Here is a 15,297-nt window from a genome sequence, read left to right on the forward strand (position 1 = left end):
CGGTCGGTTGACATATTAGAGCTCACTAATATGATGCGGCGCATGACCACGAGCCACGAACCCCCCGCTCCTCCCCCTGTTTCGCCCTACCTGACGGTCGACGACGCCCGCGCGGCCATCGACTTCTACCAGCGCGCGTTCGGCGCGACGGTGGTGGCCCAACAGCCGACGCCGGACGGCAAGAAGCTCATCCACGCGGCCCTCCTGGTGAACGGCGGCCTCGTGATGCTCAGCGACGATTTCCCGGAGCAGTGCGGCGGGGTGAGCCGCACGCCGAAGGCGTTCGGCGGCACCGCGGTGACGCTCCACCTCGATCTGCCCGACGTCGACGCGACCTGGAAGCGCGCGGTCGAGGCGGGCGCCAGCGTCGAGATGCCGCTCGCGGACATGTTCTGGGGCGACCGATACGGCATCATGACCGACCCGTTCGGCCACCGCTGGTCGCTCGCGACGCGGAAGAAGGCGGCCACGCAGGAGGAGCTCGACGCCGGCGCCAAGAAGCACTTCCCCGCGGCAACGTGAGGTCGTGCGACGTGGCGCGAGGTGACGTGAGGTGACGTGAGGTGACGAACGCGCGCTCCCCGGACGAGACGTTCCGCGCGCTCGCGGACCCCACGCGGCGCGCGATCCTCGACGCGCTGGCCGGCGGGGAGCGCTCGGTCACCGAGCTATGCGCGATGTTCGACGTGACCCAGTCGGCGATCTCGCAGCACCTCAGGGTGCTGCGAGACGCCGGGCTCGTCGCGCCCCGCCGGGAGGGGCGCTCGCGGCTCTACCACGTGGAGGCGGCGCCGCTGCGCGCGGTCTACGACTGGGCCGCTCATTACGAGCGATTCTGGGCGAAGAAGCTCGACGCGCTCGGCGCGCTGCACGATCGCGAGGCGGACATCGCGCGCAGAGGGGGCAGATCATGAGACGCGACCTGCGCATCACCCGCGAATACCCTCACCCGCCCGAGCTCGTCTGGCGCGCCCTCACCGACCCGGCCCTCATCGCCGAGTGGCTGATGCAGAACGACTTTCGCCCCGAGCTCGGCCACCGCTTCAAGCTCCGGACCGATCCGGCCCCGTAGCCCGCGTCGACAGGCGCGAAAGCCGAGCGGGCCGCCGGCTCTCTGGCGCGAGGATGGATCAATCCACCGGCGGATCAGGGTCGGAGCGAGCTGACCGCCTCCGCGTGGGTCGGGGGCTGCTCGAAGGACGTGGGCGCGAAGAGCGCCGCCCGCTCGCGGATTCGCACGAACGGACTCTCGCGCCCTTCGCCGTCACGCTCGATCAGCTCGACCGTCTCGACGAGCTTGCCTTCTCCATACTGGTACTGCTGCGTGATGCGGTAGGCATTGAACGGAGCAAAGGAGCTGACGTCGCGCGCGCGCATCTCCAGCTGGCTGCGCCGGAACTCCGGATCCGCCCGCCCCTCGCCGTCTCCCAGGGTCGAGCGGATGATCACCGGCACGTCCGAGCCCCGCATCGCTCCGACCTCGAGCGCGAAATGAAGCACCTGATCTCGAGGTCCGGCCGATCCGTCGTAGCCGGGGTGCCGCCGGTGCATCTGCTTGATGGAGTCCCAGCGCCCCCTGTAACGCCGCTGAACCACGGAGAAATCGTAGTCGGACTCGGGCGTCCGGACCCACTGCCCCTCCGCGAAGCGCTCGCTCTCCCCCCGGCCGACCCAGACGAGCGTCACCTCAGGCTCGGCCACGGCCGTGGTCATCGGGGGCAGGGACGACGGCGGCAGACCCCCGCAGCCGCTTGCTGCTGCCGTCGAGAAGGACACCACGAGGGCGCGTGCGAGCTTCATTTCTCTCTCCTCCTTGTTGATGGAACGGGCGTGTCGTCGATCTCGAGATTGCCGATCATGGCGGCGAGGACACGCCTCGTGGTCTCCAGTTCTGCGGCCGGAATGCCCCGCGTCGCGCGGCGCTCCACCTCGACCACCACGTCCTGTACCCAGTCGTGCTCCGCGATCTGAGGCGAGCAGCGCACGCGGAAGGCGCGCGCGTCGCTCTCGTCGGGGTTCCTCTCGACGATCCCCTTCTTTTCGAGGCGGCCGACGAGGGCTGACAGCGACGCGGCTGTGATCTGCAGGCGCTCGGCGAGCTCGCGCTGGGTGAGCCCCACGCGCTCTCCGAGCAGCGCGCCGATCAGGCGGAACTCCGCGAGCGTGACCCCCCGCTCGGCGAGGCGCTCCTGAATCAGCTGCAAGGCGGTGCGATCCACGCGAGCGATCCGCGCGAGCAGCAGCGTGGTGAAGACGGTCAGCGTGTCGGTCACCCAATAGTTAGTAAGGCTAACTAATATTGTCAAGTGGGATCGCAGGGCCGGGAGAGCCCCCTCGCCGGGCCGGTGCGTGCGGCGAGGGGGGCGGCGCCCGGTCCTCGACATCGCCTCTACTTCCGGTTCCGGTTCCGGTTCCGGTTCCGGTTCCGGGTGCGCGAGCGCCAGCAGGTCGGCGGGCCCCTGGGGCGGTGAGAGAGGCGCCCTCGCGCGAGTTGCGCGAGCGCTCGCGCAATTCGCGCGAGGACGCGCACAACGGGCCTCTCGAGGACCGCCATCGCCGGCCATTTCGCGTGCCCGCAGCGCTGGCGCGGGACCTGCTCTGGGGGAGGGAGACGACGGACCGCGCGGCACGCCGCTGCCGCGGTTCCGCGGCCTCAAGGGACCCGAAGGAGGTCTGCGCACATGACTGGACAACTCACCACGATCGGTGTTTCGAGCACGAACCAGGGGACGATGGCAGGAGGCGCAACGAGGAGCGACGCGCGCGCGTTTCTGGCGCGGGTCGAGGCGGACGAGCACCTCGCGGAGAAGATGGCCGAGGCCGATGGGGATATGACGCGCATCCTCACGATCGCCGCCGAGGCGGGCTGCCCGTGCACCGCGCAGGAGCTCGAGAGGGCGTACGAGGAGCACGTGCGCGCGCAGCCCGGCGCGTCGGCCTATGACTTCGGGTATCCGGTGGTCTATCTCAGCCTCCGCGCGCCTTCGGACCTGAGCCACGCGGCGGTGTACCTGAGCCTTCGCGCTTCCTCGAGCCCCGGCGCCCAGCTGTCTTCCTGAACGACGTCCGCGCGCCCCTGATGGCGGAACGCCGGCGCCCCTCCCGACGCTCACGCCAGGTGTCGGGTCGGGCCGCCGGCGTCCGCTCTCGCAAGGGTGCGCGATCCCGACGGCGGCGTTCGCGGCAGACGCGGACGGAGGCGCCGTCCTCATCGTCGCGACCTCAACTGCAAACGACGGCTCTGCGCTCCCAGGAGAACTGGCCATGATCCGATCCCCCGGTCCGAAAGGGCACCCTCTGCACGGCTCCTGGCCGGAGTTCCGTGCGGATCCCCTCGCCTTCCTGCTGGACGGCACGCTGGCGCACGGCGATTTCTTCCAGTTCCGGCTGGGGCTGAAGAAGTGCTTTGCCGTCGCGGATCCGGCCGCGATCCACAGGATATTCGTGGATCGGGAGGGCTTCACGGACAAGACGCCGCCGCACCGGATGCAGGACGCCTATCCGCGGAGCGTCGCCCGCCTCGAGGGGGGTGAGCACCTGGAACGCCGGAGGGCGCTCGCGCCGGCGTTCCATCGGGAGGCGCTCCTCGCGCGCGCCGAGGGGGCCGCACGCGTGGTGCGCGAGGCGCTCGCGCGGCTGCGCACAGGCGAGGCGCGCGCGGTGCTGCCGGTGCTCGAGGACGTCGCCCTCCGGAGCGCGTCGATGCTGCTGCTCGGGGAGTCGGGAGAGCAGGTCGTGGAACGCATCGCGACCGAGCTGCCCCGGGTGGAAGCGTGGCTCGGGCACGCCGCAGACGACGAGATGGCCTATGGCCAGGCGAGGGATGCGCTCGCGGCGTCCATCCTGGCGGCGGCAGAGAACCGCAGGGCGGCCGGGAACCGCGGGACTACCGATCTGCTGGATCCGCTCGTGCGCGCGGTGGACGCCGGCCAGATCGACGAACAAGCGTTGATCGACGAGGTCGTGATGATGCTGGTGACGCACGTGCCGACGGCCGCGGCGTCGGCATGGGCGCTCTACGAACTCGCGCAGCGCCCGGAGGTGCGAAGGCGCCTCGAGGAGGAGCTCGACGCGATCGGCGCGCAGGGGATGGGCGCGCAGGAAGCGGAGGTGGAGCGCGCATCGATCCTGTCGGCGGTGGTGCAGGAGACCTTGCGGCTGCACCCGCCCGTATGGGTGCTGGCGCGCGAGGCGCGGAGGGAGTTCCGCCATGGGCCGCACGCGGTGAGCGCGGGAGACGAGGTCCTCGTGAGCCCGTATGTCATGCAGCGGCTTCCGCGGTACTGGAAGCGCCCGGAGGCGTTCCTCCCGGAGCGTTTCGAGCCGGGCTCGCCATGGCACGAGGAGCGCCCGCCTTCGGCGTTCCTTCCCTTCGGGCTCGGCATGCGCAAGTGCATCGGCGAGCGGACCGCCGTGCTGCAGATGAAGCTCATGCTGGCGGCGCTGGTGCGGGAGTTCCGGTTCGACCTGCCCGCAGGGTACGAAGCGGGCGCAGGCGGCCGGCGGGCGCTCGTGCCGCGAGATGGGCTGCCGCTCGTCGTGGAGCGCCGCCGGAGGCCGGATCGGCGTCCCCGCGAGCACGAGCTGACGGGATGAAGGCTACAGCGCGCCGCCGGCCGGCCGCGCGTAAGGAGACCCGGTGAGCAACGCTCAGGAGAAGCCCATGGGGCACCGCCCTGCCGGCTGCGGCGCGGCGGGCCGGAGCGCCGGCTCCGCCGCCGGGCTGCCCTGGACCGCAGCCGGGCGGCCTTCCGCCTTCGCTCGCTCGCGCTTCCCTTCCAGGATCATCGCCACATCCCCGCTCGGCCCCATGGTGAGCCCGCGGCGCACGTGGTGAATGGGCGCCTGGCTCTCGAGCCGGAGCCGGTATCTCCCGAGGATCGTGCCGAGGGCGACCTTCATCTCGTACATCGCGAACGCCGCGCCCAGGCACCGGCGGGCGCCGCCGCCAAACGCGATGAACTCGAAGGGTGTGAATTTCCGATCGAGGAACCGCGAAGGGCGGAATCGCTCCGGCGACGGGTAGAGATCCTCGCGGCCGTGCAGGAGCAGCGGCGAGGCGGCGATCGCCTCGCCGGCCGGGATGGTATAGCCCTTGAGCTGGAACGGCCTTTTCACGACGCGGGCCACGTCCACCACCGGCGGGTGGAGGCGGAGCGCCTCCAGGCACACCGCCTCCAGGTACGGCAGCGACGCGAGCGCGTCCGCCTCGGGCGCGGGACCGAGCGCGTCGAGCTCGTCGAGGAGGCGCGCGAGCACGGCCGGCTCGCGGTGCAGCCAGTACATCGCCCACCCGAGCGACATGGCCGTCGTCTCGTGGCCAGCGAACAGGAGCGCCCGGAGCTGGTCCGCGATCTCGACGTCGCTCATGCCCGCGCCGTCGTCGTGGCGGGCGCTCATCATCAGGCCCAGGATGTCCTGCGAAGCGTCCCCCTCCGCGCGCCTCGCCCGGATCTCCTCGAAGAGCAGCGCGTCGAGCGCCCTGGCCGCGCGCTTGTGGCGCGCGTAGGGGCCGAAGCCGGCGAAGTCGCGGCGGAGCGCAGGGATGATCATGAAGCTCGGGCTCAGCGACTCGATGAGCCCGAGCACGGCCTCGCGGGTCCTGCCGACGCGCGCCTCGCCCCGCACGCCGAAGACCACGCGGACGATCACGTCGAGCGCGATCGCCTGGGTCGCCGCGAGCATCGAGAACGAGCGGCCAGGCCGCCACTGCGACGCCACGTCCAGGCTGATGTCCGCGATCGCGCCGCCATAACCCCGCATCGCGCCGGCGCTGAACGGCGGGGCGATCAGCCGCCGATCGCGCCGGTGGCGCGCGCCCGCCGTCACGACCACCGACGAGGTCCCGAAGACCGGCTCCGTCAGCTGGACACCCCAGACATCGAACTCGTCGGGGTCGGCCGTGTAGACCGCGCGGATCGCCTCCGGATCGCCCGTGATGGTCAGTATCCCGTTCGGCGACCTCAGACGAAACGTGGGGCCGTACTCGGCGGCGTAACGCCTGAAGACGGGCTCGGAGGAGATGAATCCTGCACGAATGGTATCCACAAGGCTGAGCGACTTCGGCCCGGGCGGCAGATTTCCCATCGAGCTGCTCCGTGAGTGAACGAGGGTTGTCGGGATGTCCCCGGCCGGAGAAGACCAGGGCGCCGGGGACATTCCGACACGCGGACCGGCGTTCGGTTCCCTCGGTCCCGTCGGTTCCGTCGGTTTCGTCGATTCCGAGAGATCGCCGGCCCGCGCTCAAGCGAGCGGCGCTCGGCCTCGTGGCGACCCCACGGCTGCGCGGCCGCGCACGGCGTCAGCGCGACGGCTCTGGCTCGCCCCGCGCGGCCTCGGCGGCAGGCGGACGGACAGCGACCGCGCGGGACAGGAGCAGCGCGCCGGTGAAGAGGTAACCCGACCAGGAACGGAAGACATCGTAGGAGCGGCCCAGCAGCGGAGCGCTCCGAAGAATGTCCCCGATGCGCCACATCTCCTCGTGGCGCGTGATCTCGAAGCTCTCGCCGCCGTCGATCATGCAGAAATCGTAGGTCAGGATCACCCGCACGGGATACGCGCAGCGCGGGAACAGCCGCAGGTACAAGGTGCTGTCGACCAGGGCGCGGCCCTCGTCACGCGGCTCGGAGAGCCGGACGCTCAGCTGAGAGACGTCGAGGTCGAAACGGCCGCCGACGCGAGATCCAGAGAGGCCGACCTGGTACGTCTCGATCCCGCGCACGCGCCGCCATGGATTGACGAACTCGATGCCACGGGCAAGGTAAGGATAGACCTCCTTCTCGAGCGTCACGATCGGAACCTTCGTGTCGTACATGAGGAGCGAGAGGCGTCGGAAGCGCGCCTCCAGGTCGGCGAGCCCGAGGCGCGGCATCGTGGGGATCGTGAACGGGAGGCAGTTCACTTTTGTCGCCATGTCGTGACTCTCCATCCGGATACGCCCCCGCCCGGTGTGAAGCGCCGGTCCGGGCGCGGAGCGATGAAGGCCGAGACGCAATGCATGGGCCGAGGCGGAGCGCGCTGGAGGTGCGAGCTCTGCGGCGCGTCGCTCCGCCCCGCGCGCCGCGTGTGCGCCGCCGCGCAAGGCGCTCGAAAGGCGCTGTTCTCCGCGTGGTTCATAGAGAGAATCGGCGCGCCCGCGGTGGATTGCCCTGGTCCCTTGGGCGGGCGCGGTTATCTTCCCGCGCCGTTCGGCACGAAGCGCGCCGCGTTTCGGCCTCTCTGCCAGCGGCGAATCACGAGGAGAAGACGTGTCACGGGTTGTGGAGCGCGCAGCGAAGACCGCCAGCAGTCTCACGGAGCGGCGCAGAGCCGCGGCGCGGCGGGTCGCCGCGTTCATGGCGCTCACCCTCGCCTCGGCGGGGTGCGCCGCGCAGGGAGCGCCGGCGCTCGCCGCGCGCGGCGGCGCGGCCCCCGGCGCGAGCGCGGGAGGGCCGGCGCCCGCCGCGCGCGGCGGCGCGGACGGCGCAGACGCCGGCGCGAGCGCGGCGGCAGAGCCGATCTTCCGTGAGGCGGAGTCGCTCGCGGGGCGCTACCGCGTGATCGGCGTGCAGCTCTTCGTGCTCGACCAGGCCGCGGAGGCGGGCGCGGCCGGCGCGCGCGGCGCGGCGCGGCGGGCGGCGCTCGAAGCAGAGGCCGCGCGGCTGCGGGCGGGCGTCGCGGCGGCCTACGCCGCGCTCGTCGACGCGCCGGCGCTGCGCGCAGCGGAGCAGCGGCCTCGAGCGCTCCTCGCGCTCGCGCGGGCGCTCCAGGACGGCGGGGACGCGCGCGGCGCCGAGGCGCGGCTGTGCCAGCTAGCCCTCGAGCACCCCGCGTCCGGCGAGGCGGCCGAGGCCTACCTCGCGCTGGCCGACCTGGCCTTCGCCGCGGGGCGCCTCGACGAGGCGGTGAGCGCCTGCGACAGCGCGCTCCGCGGCGACGCGGGGGCGCCGGTCCGCAAGCGCGCGCTCTACGTGAAGTCGTGGAGCCTGCGGGGCCTCGGCGGCCGAGACGCCACCGACGGGGCCATGAGGGCGCTGCGCGCCATCGTGCAGCTCGGCCCCGCGCGCGCCGGCTCGCTGGAGGCGACGATCGACGAGGCCGCGGAGCGAGAGCTCGTCGAGCTCTACGCGGCGCACGGCGACCTCGCCCAGGCCCGCGCGTTCTTCGCGGGCGCGGGCGAGCGCGCGGGCCCGCGGCTGCTCGGCGAGGTGGAGGCCCGCGCCGCGCGGCGCGAGCGCCCGGAGCCGCCCGATCGACCGGCCCTGTGAGGAGCGCCGCCGCCGCCCGGGAGCCTCACCCTTCGCCCGCGTCGATCCGGAACCGCGGCGCCTCGATGCGCTCCCCCCGGCACGCCGGGCAGCGGCTCGGCTTCGCGAGCGACCGCCGCTCGTCGAACGCGTAGCCGCAGCGCAGGCAGCGCGCCGGCGCGACCGAGAGCCGCTCGCCGCGCGCCCGCAACGAGCGCGCGAGGTGCTCGAGGTGCGGCGCCACGTCGCGCTCCCGCATCCCGAGGCGGGTGGAGAGCTCCCACGCGGTCGCCGCTCCCCTGCGGAGCTCCTCCAGGAGCGCCTGCCGCACCGTCTCCGACCGGGGCGCTGGGCTCGGCGGTGGCTTCGGGTCGCTCATCGCTCTCCGCGAGCGTGACACCGCGGCGGCGCCGGTCCAGCGCCGATCGTTCGCGGCTCGCGCGAGCGCGCTCGCGCGCCGGGCTCGCGCCGCGCTCCAGCGCCGCACGGCCACGACAGGCGCACAGGTGCTGCCTCTCACGACGGCGGAGCAGCGCAGCGCGGCACAGACCGCGCGGGCATTGCGCTGCCCACAGCGCGCACGGAGAATGCCGCTCCGGAGAACAGCAGCGCATGATCCCGTGCCCGTCCGACGACGCCCTGGCCACCTGGCTCGCGGGCAACTTCCCGCACGACGACGCGGCGAGCATCCGCGGGCACGTGGCCGGCTGCGACGGCTGCCGCGCGCGGCTCTCGACGCGCCCGAGCGAGAGCGACCTCGGGGCGCCGCTCTTCCTCAACACGATGCACCAGCGCTTCGGCGCGAGCGAGCGGCCGCCGCCGCCGCCCCTCTCCTGGGCGCCGCCCTCGGCCTTCGACGACTACCGCGTGGTGCGGCCGCTCGGCCGCGGGGGCATGGGGCAGGTGTACCTCGCCCACGACGAGGTCCTCGACCGGCCCGTCGCGCTCAAGTTCGTCGCGGCGGACAGCCCGGATCCCAGGACCATCGAGCGGCTGCGCGTCGAGGCCCGCGCGATCGCGCGCCTCCAGCACCCCAACGTCGTCGCCGTCTACCGGATCGGCGAGGTGCGCGGGCGGCCGTACATCGCCTACGAGTTCGTCGAGGGCGAGCCGCTCGAGCTGCTCCCGAAGCCGATCCCGTGGCCCGCCGCGCTGCGCCTCGCGCTCGGCCTCGCCCGCGGGCTCGCCGCGGCGCACCGGCGGGGCGTCCTCCACCGCGACATCAAGCCGGCCAACGTGATGCTCGACGCGAGCGGCGAGGTGAAGCTGCTCGACTTCGGCCTCGCCAAGCTCGCCGACCGGCCCGGCGCCCCCGCCCTGGACGCGGGCCCTCGCGCCGCGCCGAGCTCCGCCGTCACGCCCGCGCCGTGGGCGCTCGCGGACATGTCCGCCCTGACGACCGCGATCCCGGTGGCGCTCGACGCGGCCTCCGCGCTCGGGACCGCGAGCCTGACCGACGGCGGCATGATGATGGGCACGCCGCTCTACCTCGCGCCCGAGCTCTGGGCGGGCACCGCCGGCACGCCCCGCTCCGACGTCTACGCGCTCGGGCTGGTCCTCTACGAGCTGTGCGCGGGCCGGCTGCCTCACGCGGGGCTCGACGTGCACGCGATCGCCAGCTGGGTGACGGCGCGGGCGCTCCCGCCGCTGCGCTCGATCTGCCCCGACGTCCCGGAGATGCTCGCGGCCGTCATCGATCGCTGCGTCCTGCGCGAGCCGGAGGCGCGCTTCGCGTCGGCCGAGGAGGTGCAGGCCGCGCTCGAGGAGACCGAGGCGCTCTGCCGGGCGTTCCAGATCGTCCGCCCCGCGTCGCCCCCCGCCAGCGCGCAGGACGCGGGCGCGGACGTCGTGCGCGCCTCGTTCGAGCGCCTCGCCCCGCGCGCCGAGGCGCTCGTGACGCGCTTCTACGAGCGGCTCTTCGCCCGCGAGCCGGCGCTCCGGGCGCTGTTCCCGCCGGACATGCGCGAGCAGCGGCTCAAGCTCGCCGCGGCGCTGCAGCTCGTCGTCGACAACCTGCGCGCGCCGGACAAGCTGGTCGAGATGCTCGAGGCGCTCGGTCGCCGCCACGCCGCGTACGCCGCGTTGCCCGAGCATTTCGACGCCGTGGGCCGCGCGCTGCTCGAGGCGCTCGAGGAGCTCGAAGGGGACGCGTGGTCGCCCGTGACCGCGCGGGCGTGGGCGGGCGCGTACGCGCAGGTCGCCGAGGCGATGCGGCGCGGGCTCGAGGCCGCGCGGGAGGGGGTGGTCTCCTCCACGCGGGCGCCCGCGCGGCTGCACGCCGCGGAGACCCGCCTCGCCACGAGCGCCGACGCGAGCCTGGCCTACAGGATCGCGGGCGCCGGGCCGATCGATCTGGTGCTGGTCCAGGGGTGGGTGACGCACGTGGAGGCCGCGTGGGAGGGCGCGCTCATCTCCCGGTTCTTCGCCGAGCTCGCCGCGTGGGCGCGGCTCATCGTGCTCGACCAGCGCGGCACCGGGATGAGCGAGCGCGAGGGCGCGGGCGCTCCGGCCGAGCAGCAGGCGGAGGATCTGCTGGCGGTGCTGGACGCGGCCGGCGTGGCGCGCGCCGCGCTCCTCGGCGTCGGCGCCGGGTTCGCGCCGTGCGCGCTGCTCGCGGCGGCGCACCCGGCGCGGGCGCGCGCCCTGATCGCGCTCGGGAGCGCGGCACAGATGTCTGCCTGGCCGGGGTGCCTCTTCGGGCTCGCCGGCGAGGACGCCGAGCGCGCGCTGCGGAGCGGCTGGGGCGAGCCGCTCTTCCTCGATCGCCTGGCCCCGTCCGCGGCGGATGACCACGCATTCCGGCGCTTCTGGGCCGCGTACCTGCGCCACGGCGCGAGCCCTGGCGGGGCGGCGCGCATGCTCCGGGCACACGCGGCGGCCGACGTCCGGTCCGCGCTTGGCCGGGTGAGCGCCCCGACGCTCGTGCTGCACCGGGCCGGCGATCGGGCCGTCCCGGCGGCGGCCGGGCGCGACCTCGCCGGCCGCATCCGCGGCGCGCGCCACGTCGAGCTGCCGGGCGACGATCACCTCCCCTTCGTCGGCGAGTCAGGTCCGCTGCTCGCCGAGCTGCGGGCCTTCCTTGGCGCGGATGCCGGGGGGAGCCCCGTCTCGAGCCTCGTGCCCTCCGCGGCGCTCGGCGCCGCCTCCGGCGGCTGACGCGCTCGGCGCGGGGCCAGGCACGCGGTGCGTCGTCGCCCGGCTCGCGCCGCGGAGCTCTCGTGGACACTCCTGGGCTCGCACGACGAGCCGCGCGGGCCGTCAGACGCGCGCCCGCCTCTCGGACGCTCGCGCTCGCTGCGCTTCCTCAACCGATGTTTGCCCGCGCTACGATGCGCCGATGAGCCGATGAGCTCGAGTTCAGCGTGCGGACGTCCGCGTCTCCGGCCTCGCCCGATACGACTTGAGAGTTCTCCTTATCTCTGTCTCGCCAGAGAATGCAGAAACATCCTATCTACCTTGCGGTCCTGTGATTCGACCGCTAGCTTGAATTGATGATGGGATGGTCACGCCCGTTGACCTGCTGTATCGCTGCCGTGCTTGGCGTACTCGCGAGCGCTTGCTCCGGGACGGAGCAGGGCTCCGCCGGCGCAGCGGCAGGCGCGGCAGGCCCCGGCGGCGCGGGAGGCGACGGCAGCGCCGAGAGCGGGAGCGGCGCCGAAAACGCAGGCGGCGAGGGCGGGGGCGCCGACTGCCCTCCTGGTGAGGAAGGCTGTCCGTGTGGGTCTCTGGGCCAGTGCGACGACGGGCTCCGCTGCGCAGACAGCGTATGTGTTTCGGGGTGCGCCTGCGCCGATGACGACCCGATGGTCGACGGCGACTGCGACTGGCGGGGAGGCCCGGAGGACCCCTCATTCCAGCGCTCGGATACGTGGAGCACCACGGGGGCGGCGCTCGTCTCCCCCGAGGTCGAGGGAAACGGCAACCCCGGGGCCGGCATCATCGGGAGAGACGCGGTGTGCCAGATGGCCGGCTTCTATCAGCGCCTCTCGATGCCGGACCTCGCGTGCGCCGGGCCGCTCCTCCTCACGTTCGCCGCGCGCATCGGCTGCGAGCTCGCGATGGACTGCCTCGGCCCTCCGGGGGTCGGGGTCCGGATCGACGGAGGGATCACCGACCTCGATCTCATGCCCTCTTCGTCCTTTGCCCCGCAACGCGTGTGCCTGGGCGAGCGCGCCTACGGCAGGCCGATCGAGCTGCTCCTCGGGCCCGCCCGGCGTTCTCCCCTGTGCGATGAGGACACCGGACAGGACTTCACGCTGACGTTCGATGACGTCGCCCTTCAGCCTGATGAAATGAACGAGTGCCCGCCGCCTGGCCAGGTGCTGAACGGCGACTTCGAAGCAGGGGCCGCCGGCTGGAAGGCGTCCGCCGAAGGCGGCGTCGCCGAGATCGAGCCCGGCCTGGGCCAGGGCGGCGGCAAGGGCGGACATCTCGCCACCACGCTGTTCTGCCAGGTTCCCTCGCTCGAGGGCACGCTCTCGGCGCCCTTGCCGTCCGCCGCGCTGCCGAGCCCGGCGCTCCGCATCTGGAGCCGTGGCAGCCCAGGGTCGATCGTCGACGTGATGCTGAGCACGCACCGGCTGACGGCCCTGACGGGCACGGGCGAGGCGCAGGTCTCGCATGTTTGCTTGCCCCGGTGGGCCCTCGGCATGGCGCACCGCCTCGCGTTCGGCTTCCGCAACCGGCACAGCCAGCCGTGCATGGACGAGAACAAGCGGGATTTCACGGTGGATGATCTCGCCATCGTCTCGGACGACCGCTGCCCCGGGGACGCGCCGCTCTTCGACCCCGGCTTCGAGAACCCCGGCGCCGACGCGGGCCTCTCGCCGACATGGGTCCTCAACGCGGAGGACCCCGCGCGCGGCAGCGCCAGGCTCGCCGTCGACTCAGCGGCCGCGCACGCCGGCGACGTCTCGCTCTCGCTGTCCGTGCGGAAGCCGTGCCGCGAGCCCTCGGCCTCCACCGTGTTCACCGTCCCCGAGCCCCAGGGGACGGCCGGTCCAGCGCTGAAGTTCTGGTACCGCACGAGCCACCTCCTCGCGGCGACCGCCTCCTCGACGCCAGGAGGCGCCCTGGCTGCCAGCGAGCGCTGGACGCAACAGACGCTCTGCCTGGATCCGCGCACGGCGGGCATGCCCCAGCCGATCTCTTTCAAGATAAGAGCCAGCGGCACCTGCGATGCGCCGCTCGACGACGAGGCCTTGCACGTGGATGACGTCGAGGCGACGACCGATCCCTCCTGCCCGGCCGCGGCGCACCCCTGAGCTGCGGAGTCCTGGCGCCTCGAGGCGCCGGGCAGAAGGTGCCTCTCGGCTCAGCCGCGCTTCCGGCCCACCAGGATGACGATCGGATAGGCGAAGTGGACCTCGTCCCCCCGGAGCTCTGCGCCCACGCCGAGCGCGTCGACGCCGACGTCGGCGCGGTAGAGGGCCCGGAGCCGGTCCGCTCCGCCGGGCTCCGGGAAGGAGGCCCGGAGCGCGGCCTCGAGCTCCACCTCGAGCCGGTACCGCGTCGTCGTCTCGATCTCCAGCCCCGCCGCGTCGAACAGGGCGCCCAGCTCGCGCTCGGTGAGCGCGCTCGCGTGCGACGGATCGCGGATCTTCTCGGCGGCGTCGTACGCCGCCCGCTTGTCCTCGGCCGGCGCCACGTCGATCACGGCGACTCGCCCGCTCCTCTGGCACACGCGGGCCATCTCGCGCAGCGTCACGAGCGGCTCCAGCAGGTGATGGAAGCTGTAGCGCGTCGTGACCAAGCGATAGCTCTCGTCCGGATAGGACAGCCGGCTCGCGTCGCCGAGCTCCCAGGTGACGTTGGAGAGGCCGAGGCTCGCCTGCCTCTTCCGCGCCTCGTCCAGCATCGCCGGGACGATGTCGAGCCCCCGCACGCTCGCCACGCGCTGGGCCAGCGCGCAGGCGACGATCCCCGGCCCGCAGGCCACGTCGAGGGCCGCGTCGCCCGGCGCCGGGGCGAGCGCGTCGAGCAGCAGCCCCATGGCGGATTCCGCCGAGTGGGCCCGGACCTCGGCGAACGGCCTGGCCTGGCGGGTGAACTGTTCCTGTATCAACGCATCGTGCGCCGCGGGAGTGGCTTGCTTCATGGCGCTCGAGGGTGGACGCGCTCCGGCTTTACGGCTGCCCGCGAACGGACAAAGATCACCGCCGAGAGGCCACGCCTTGCAAGCCCGCGTCCTGACCCCGACGGAGACCACCGAGCACCTCGCGCGGCTCGGGCTCGATCATGCCGACGCGCGCGCGTTCTCCTACGAAGACGAGCTGCCGGGAGCCGCGTACGGCTGGCACACCCACGCGCGGCACCAGCTGCTCTGTCCTCTGGCCGGCACGGCGCGCCTCGAGGTCGAGGACGCGTCCTTCCTGCTCCCCCCGCAGCTCGCCGCGCTCATCCCCGCGGGCGAGCGGCACGCCACCACCTGCGGCGACGCGTCCATCGTCTCGATCTATTTCGAGCCCGCCGCGTTCCCCTCCCCCCTCGCGGCGGTGAGGATCTTCGAGATCCCCGCGCTCCTGCGCGAGATGGTGATCTACGCGCGCCGCTGGCCGGTCGCGCGGCGCCCGGACGACGCCGCGGCCAACACGTTCTTCGCGGCGATGGCGGACCTCATCGGCCCGCTCCTCGATCGCGGCGCCACGTACCGGCTGCCCCGCGGCAAGACGCGGCCGGTGCAGCGCGCGATCGAGTGCGCGCTGCGCGACGTCTCCAGCGCCGATCTCCCGCGGGCGGCGGCGTTCGCCGGGGCGACCGAGCGCACGCTGCGGCGGCGGTTCCGCGAGGAGACCGGCGTCACGTGGCGCGGCTTCGTCACGCGCGCGCGCGTGCTCCGGGCGATCGACCTGCTCTCCAGCCCGAGCGCCAGCGTCACGCAGGTCGCGCTGGACGTCGGCTTTCAGAGCCTCGGCGCGTTCGCCGCCGCGTTCCGCGCCGTCACCGGCCAGACGCCGAGCGAGTTTCGCAGGACCGCCCGGCCATCGCCGGGCGGTGGACACAAGAGCTGACCTGAGCCGACCTGACGGCGCGGACGCGCCCCTCGAAGAGCGCGCCGCGGACGGCGGCGCGC

General features: G+C 73.3%; 14 protein-coding genes and 1 pseudogene. 9 read left to right on the forward strand and 6 right to left on the reverse strand.

Annotation, left to right across the window (positions count from 1 at the left end; genetic code table 11):
- Positions 1–42 precede the first annotated feature (42 nt).
- The 3 genes and pseudogenes from WME97_RS34080 to WME97_RS34090 all read left to right on the forward strand — a co-directional run.
- Positions 43–522 carry a VOC family protein gene (locus WME97_RS34080; RefSeq protein WP_437543774.1) on the forward strand — a complete coding sequence of 160 codons (480 nt, stop codon included), beginning with the start codon at positions 43–45 and terminating at the stop codon, positions 520–522.
- A 41-nt stretch (positions 523–563) separates the two neighbouring features.
- Positions 564–914, forward strand: a complete 351-nt coding sequence (locus WME97_RS34085; RefSeq protein WP_437543776.1) for an ArsR/SmtB family transcription factor — start codon at positions 564–566, stop codon at positions 912–914.
- Positions 911–1,060: pseudogene (locus WME97_RS34090) on the forward strand (SRPBCC family protein); the annotation flags it as partial. The gene WME97_RS34085 and the pseudogene WME97_RS34090, both read left to right, overlap by 4 nt.
- A gap of 86 nt (positions 1,061–1,146) precedes the next feature.
- On the opposite strand, the gene WME97_RS34095 reads toward WME97_RS34090, so the two are convergent.
- Together WME97_RS34095 and WME97_RS34100 are read right to left on the reverse strand one after the other, a co-directional pair.
- Complete coding sequence (locus WME97_RS34095) at positions 1,147–1,800, reverse strand: hypothetical protein (RefSeq protein WP_437543778.1); 654 nt, start codon at positions 1,798–1,800, stop codon at positions 1,147–1,149.
- Positions 1,797–2,306: a MarR family winged helix-turn-helix transcriptional regulator gene (locus tag WME97_RS34100; RefSeq protein ID WP_437543779.1), complete on the reverse strand. Its 510-nt coding sequence runs from the start codon at positions 2,304–2,306 to the stop codon at positions 1,797–1,799. Before WME97_RS34100 ends, WME97_RS34095 begins: the two co-directional genes overlap by 4 nt.
- A gap of 375 nt (positions 2,307–2,681) precedes the next feature.
- Here WME97_RS34100 and WME97_RS34105 point away from each other — a divergent pair, with 375 nt between their 5' ends.
- Positions 2,682–3,059, forward strand: a complete 378-nt coding sequence (locus tag WME97_RS34105; RefSeq protein WP_437543781.1) for a Nif11-like leader peptide family RiPP precursor — start codon at positions 2,682–2,684, stop codon at positions 3,057–3,059.
- A 205-nt stretch (positions 3,060–3,264) separates the two neighbouring features.
- Positions 3,265–4,596, forward strand: coding sequence for a cytochrome P450 (locus WME97_RS34110; protein WP_437543783.1), 1,332 nt, complete (start codon positions 3,265–3,267; stop codon positions 4,594–4,596).
- Between the two features lie 54 nt (positions 4,597–4,650).
- On the opposite strand, the gene WME97_RS34115 is transcribed toward WME97_RS34110, so the two are convergent.
- Together WME97_RS34115 and WME97_RS34120 are read right to left on the reverse strand one after the other, a co-directional pair.
- Positions 4,651–6,087, reverse strand: coding sequence for a cytochrome P450 (locus WME97_RS34115; protein WP_437543785.1), 1,437 nt, complete (start codon positions 6,085–6,087; stop codon positions 4,651–4,653).
- Between the two features lie 214 nt (positions 6,088–6,301).
- A complete protein-coding gene (locus tag WME97_RS34120; RefSeq protein WP_437543787.1) occupies positions 6,302–6,913 on the reverse strand; it encodes a hypothetical protein in 612 nt (203 codons plus the stop codon).
- A gap of 334 nt (positions 6,914–7,247) precedes the next feature.
- Here WME97_RS34120 and WME97_RS34125 point away from each other — a divergent pair, with 334 nt between their 5' ends.
- A complete protein-coding gene (locus tag WME97_RS34125) occupies positions 7,248–8,246 on the forward strand; it encodes a hypothetical protein (protein ID WP_437543789.1) in 999 nt (332 codons plus the stop codon).
- A 25-nt stretch (positions 8,247–8,271) separates the two neighbouring features.
- Here the strand turns inward: WME97_RS34125 and WME97_RS34130 are convergent, their stop codons facing one another.
- On the reverse strand, positions 8,272–8,604 hold the full coding sequence (locus tag WME97_RS34130; RefSeq protein ID WP_437324296.1) for a transcriptional regulator: 333 nt from the start codon (positions 8,602–8,604) through the stop codon (positions 8,272–8,274).
- Between the two features lie 233 nt (positions 8,605–8,837).
- Here WME97_RS34130 and WME97_RS34135 point away from each other — a divergent pair, with 233 nt between their 5' ends.
- Both WME97_RS34135 and WME97_RS34140 read left to right on the forward strand, forming a co-directional pair.
- On the forward strand, positions 8,838–11,381 hold the full coding sequence (locus tag WME97_RS34135) for an alpha/beta fold hydrolase (RefSeq protein ID WP_437543791.1): 2,544 nt from the start codon (positions 8,838–8,840) through the stop codon (positions 11,379–11,381).
- A 377-nt stretch (positions 11,382–11,758) separates the two neighbouring features.
- On the forward strand, positions 11,759–13,489 hold the full coding sequence (locus WME97_RS34140) for a hypothetical protein (protein ID WP_437543793.1): 1,731 nt from the start codon (positions 11,759–11,761) through the stop codon (positions 13,487–13,489).
- A gap of 50 nt (positions 13,490–13,539) precedes the next feature.
- Here WME97_RS34140 and WME97_RS34145 read toward each other — a convergent pair whose 3' ends face one another.
- On the reverse strand, positions 13,540–14,322 hold the full coding sequence (locus tag WME97_RS34145) for a class I SAM-dependent methyltransferase (RefSeq protein WP_437543795.1): 783 nt from the start codon (positions 14,320–14,322) through the stop codon (positions 13,540–13,542).
- Between the two features lie 76 nt (positions 14,323–14,398).
- On the opposite strand from WME97_RS34145, the gene WME97_RS34150 reads away from it, so the two are divergent.
- Positions 14,399–15,235 carry an AraC family transcriptional regulator gene (locus WME97_RS34150; protein ID WP_437543797.1) on the forward strand — a complete coding sequence of 279 codons (837 nt, stop codon included), beginning with the start codon at positions 14,399–14,401 and terminating at the stop codon, positions 15,233–15,235.
- Positions 15,236–15,297: the final 62 nt, after the last annotated feature.

The organism is Sorangium sp. So ce367 (assembly GCF_051520455.1).
Lineage (GTDB): Bacteria > Myxococcota_A > Polyangia > Polyangiales > Polyangiaceae > Sorangium > Sorangium cellulosum_B.

Excerpts from the sequence above, each read along its gene's own strand:
- WME97_RS34080 (WP_437543774.1), top strand. The coding sequence starts at position 43 with ATGACCACGAGCCACGAACCCCCCGCTCCTCCCCCTGTTTCGCCCTAC.
- WME97_RS34095 (WP_437543778.1), bottom strand. The coding sequence starts at position 1,800 with ATGAAGCTCGCACGCGCCCTCGTGGTGTCCTTCTCGACGGCAGCAGCA.
- WME97_RS34105 (WP_437543781.1), top strand. The coding sequence starts at position 2,682 with ATGACTGGACAACTCACCACGATCGGTGTTTCGAGCACGAACCAGGGG.
- WME97_RS34110 (WP_437543783.1), top strand. The coding sequence starts at position 3,265 with ATGATCCGATCCCCCGGTCCGAAAGGGCACCCTCTGCACGGCTCCTGG.
- WME97_RS34115 (WP_437543785.1), bottom strand. The coding sequence starts at position 6,087 with ATGGGAAATCTGCCGCCCGGGCCGAAGTCGCTCAGCCTTGTGGATACC.
- WME97_RS34120 (WP_437543787.1), bottom strand. The coding sequence starts at position 6,913 with ATGGCGACAAAAGTGAACTGCCTCCCGTTCACGATCCCCACGATGCCG.
- WME97_RS34130 (WP_437324296.1), bottom strand. The coding sequence starts at position 8,604 with ATGAGCGACCCGAAGCCACCGCCGAGCCCAGCGCCCCGGTCGGAGACG.
- WME97_RS34135 (WP_437543791.1), top strand. The coding sequence starts at position 8,838 with ATGATCCCGTGCCCGTCCGACGACGCCCTGGCCACCTGGCTCGCGGGC.
- WME97_RS34145 (WP_437543795.1), bottom strand. The coding sequence starts at position 14,322 with ATGAAGCAAGCCACTCCCGCGGCGCACGATGCGTTGATACAGGAACAG.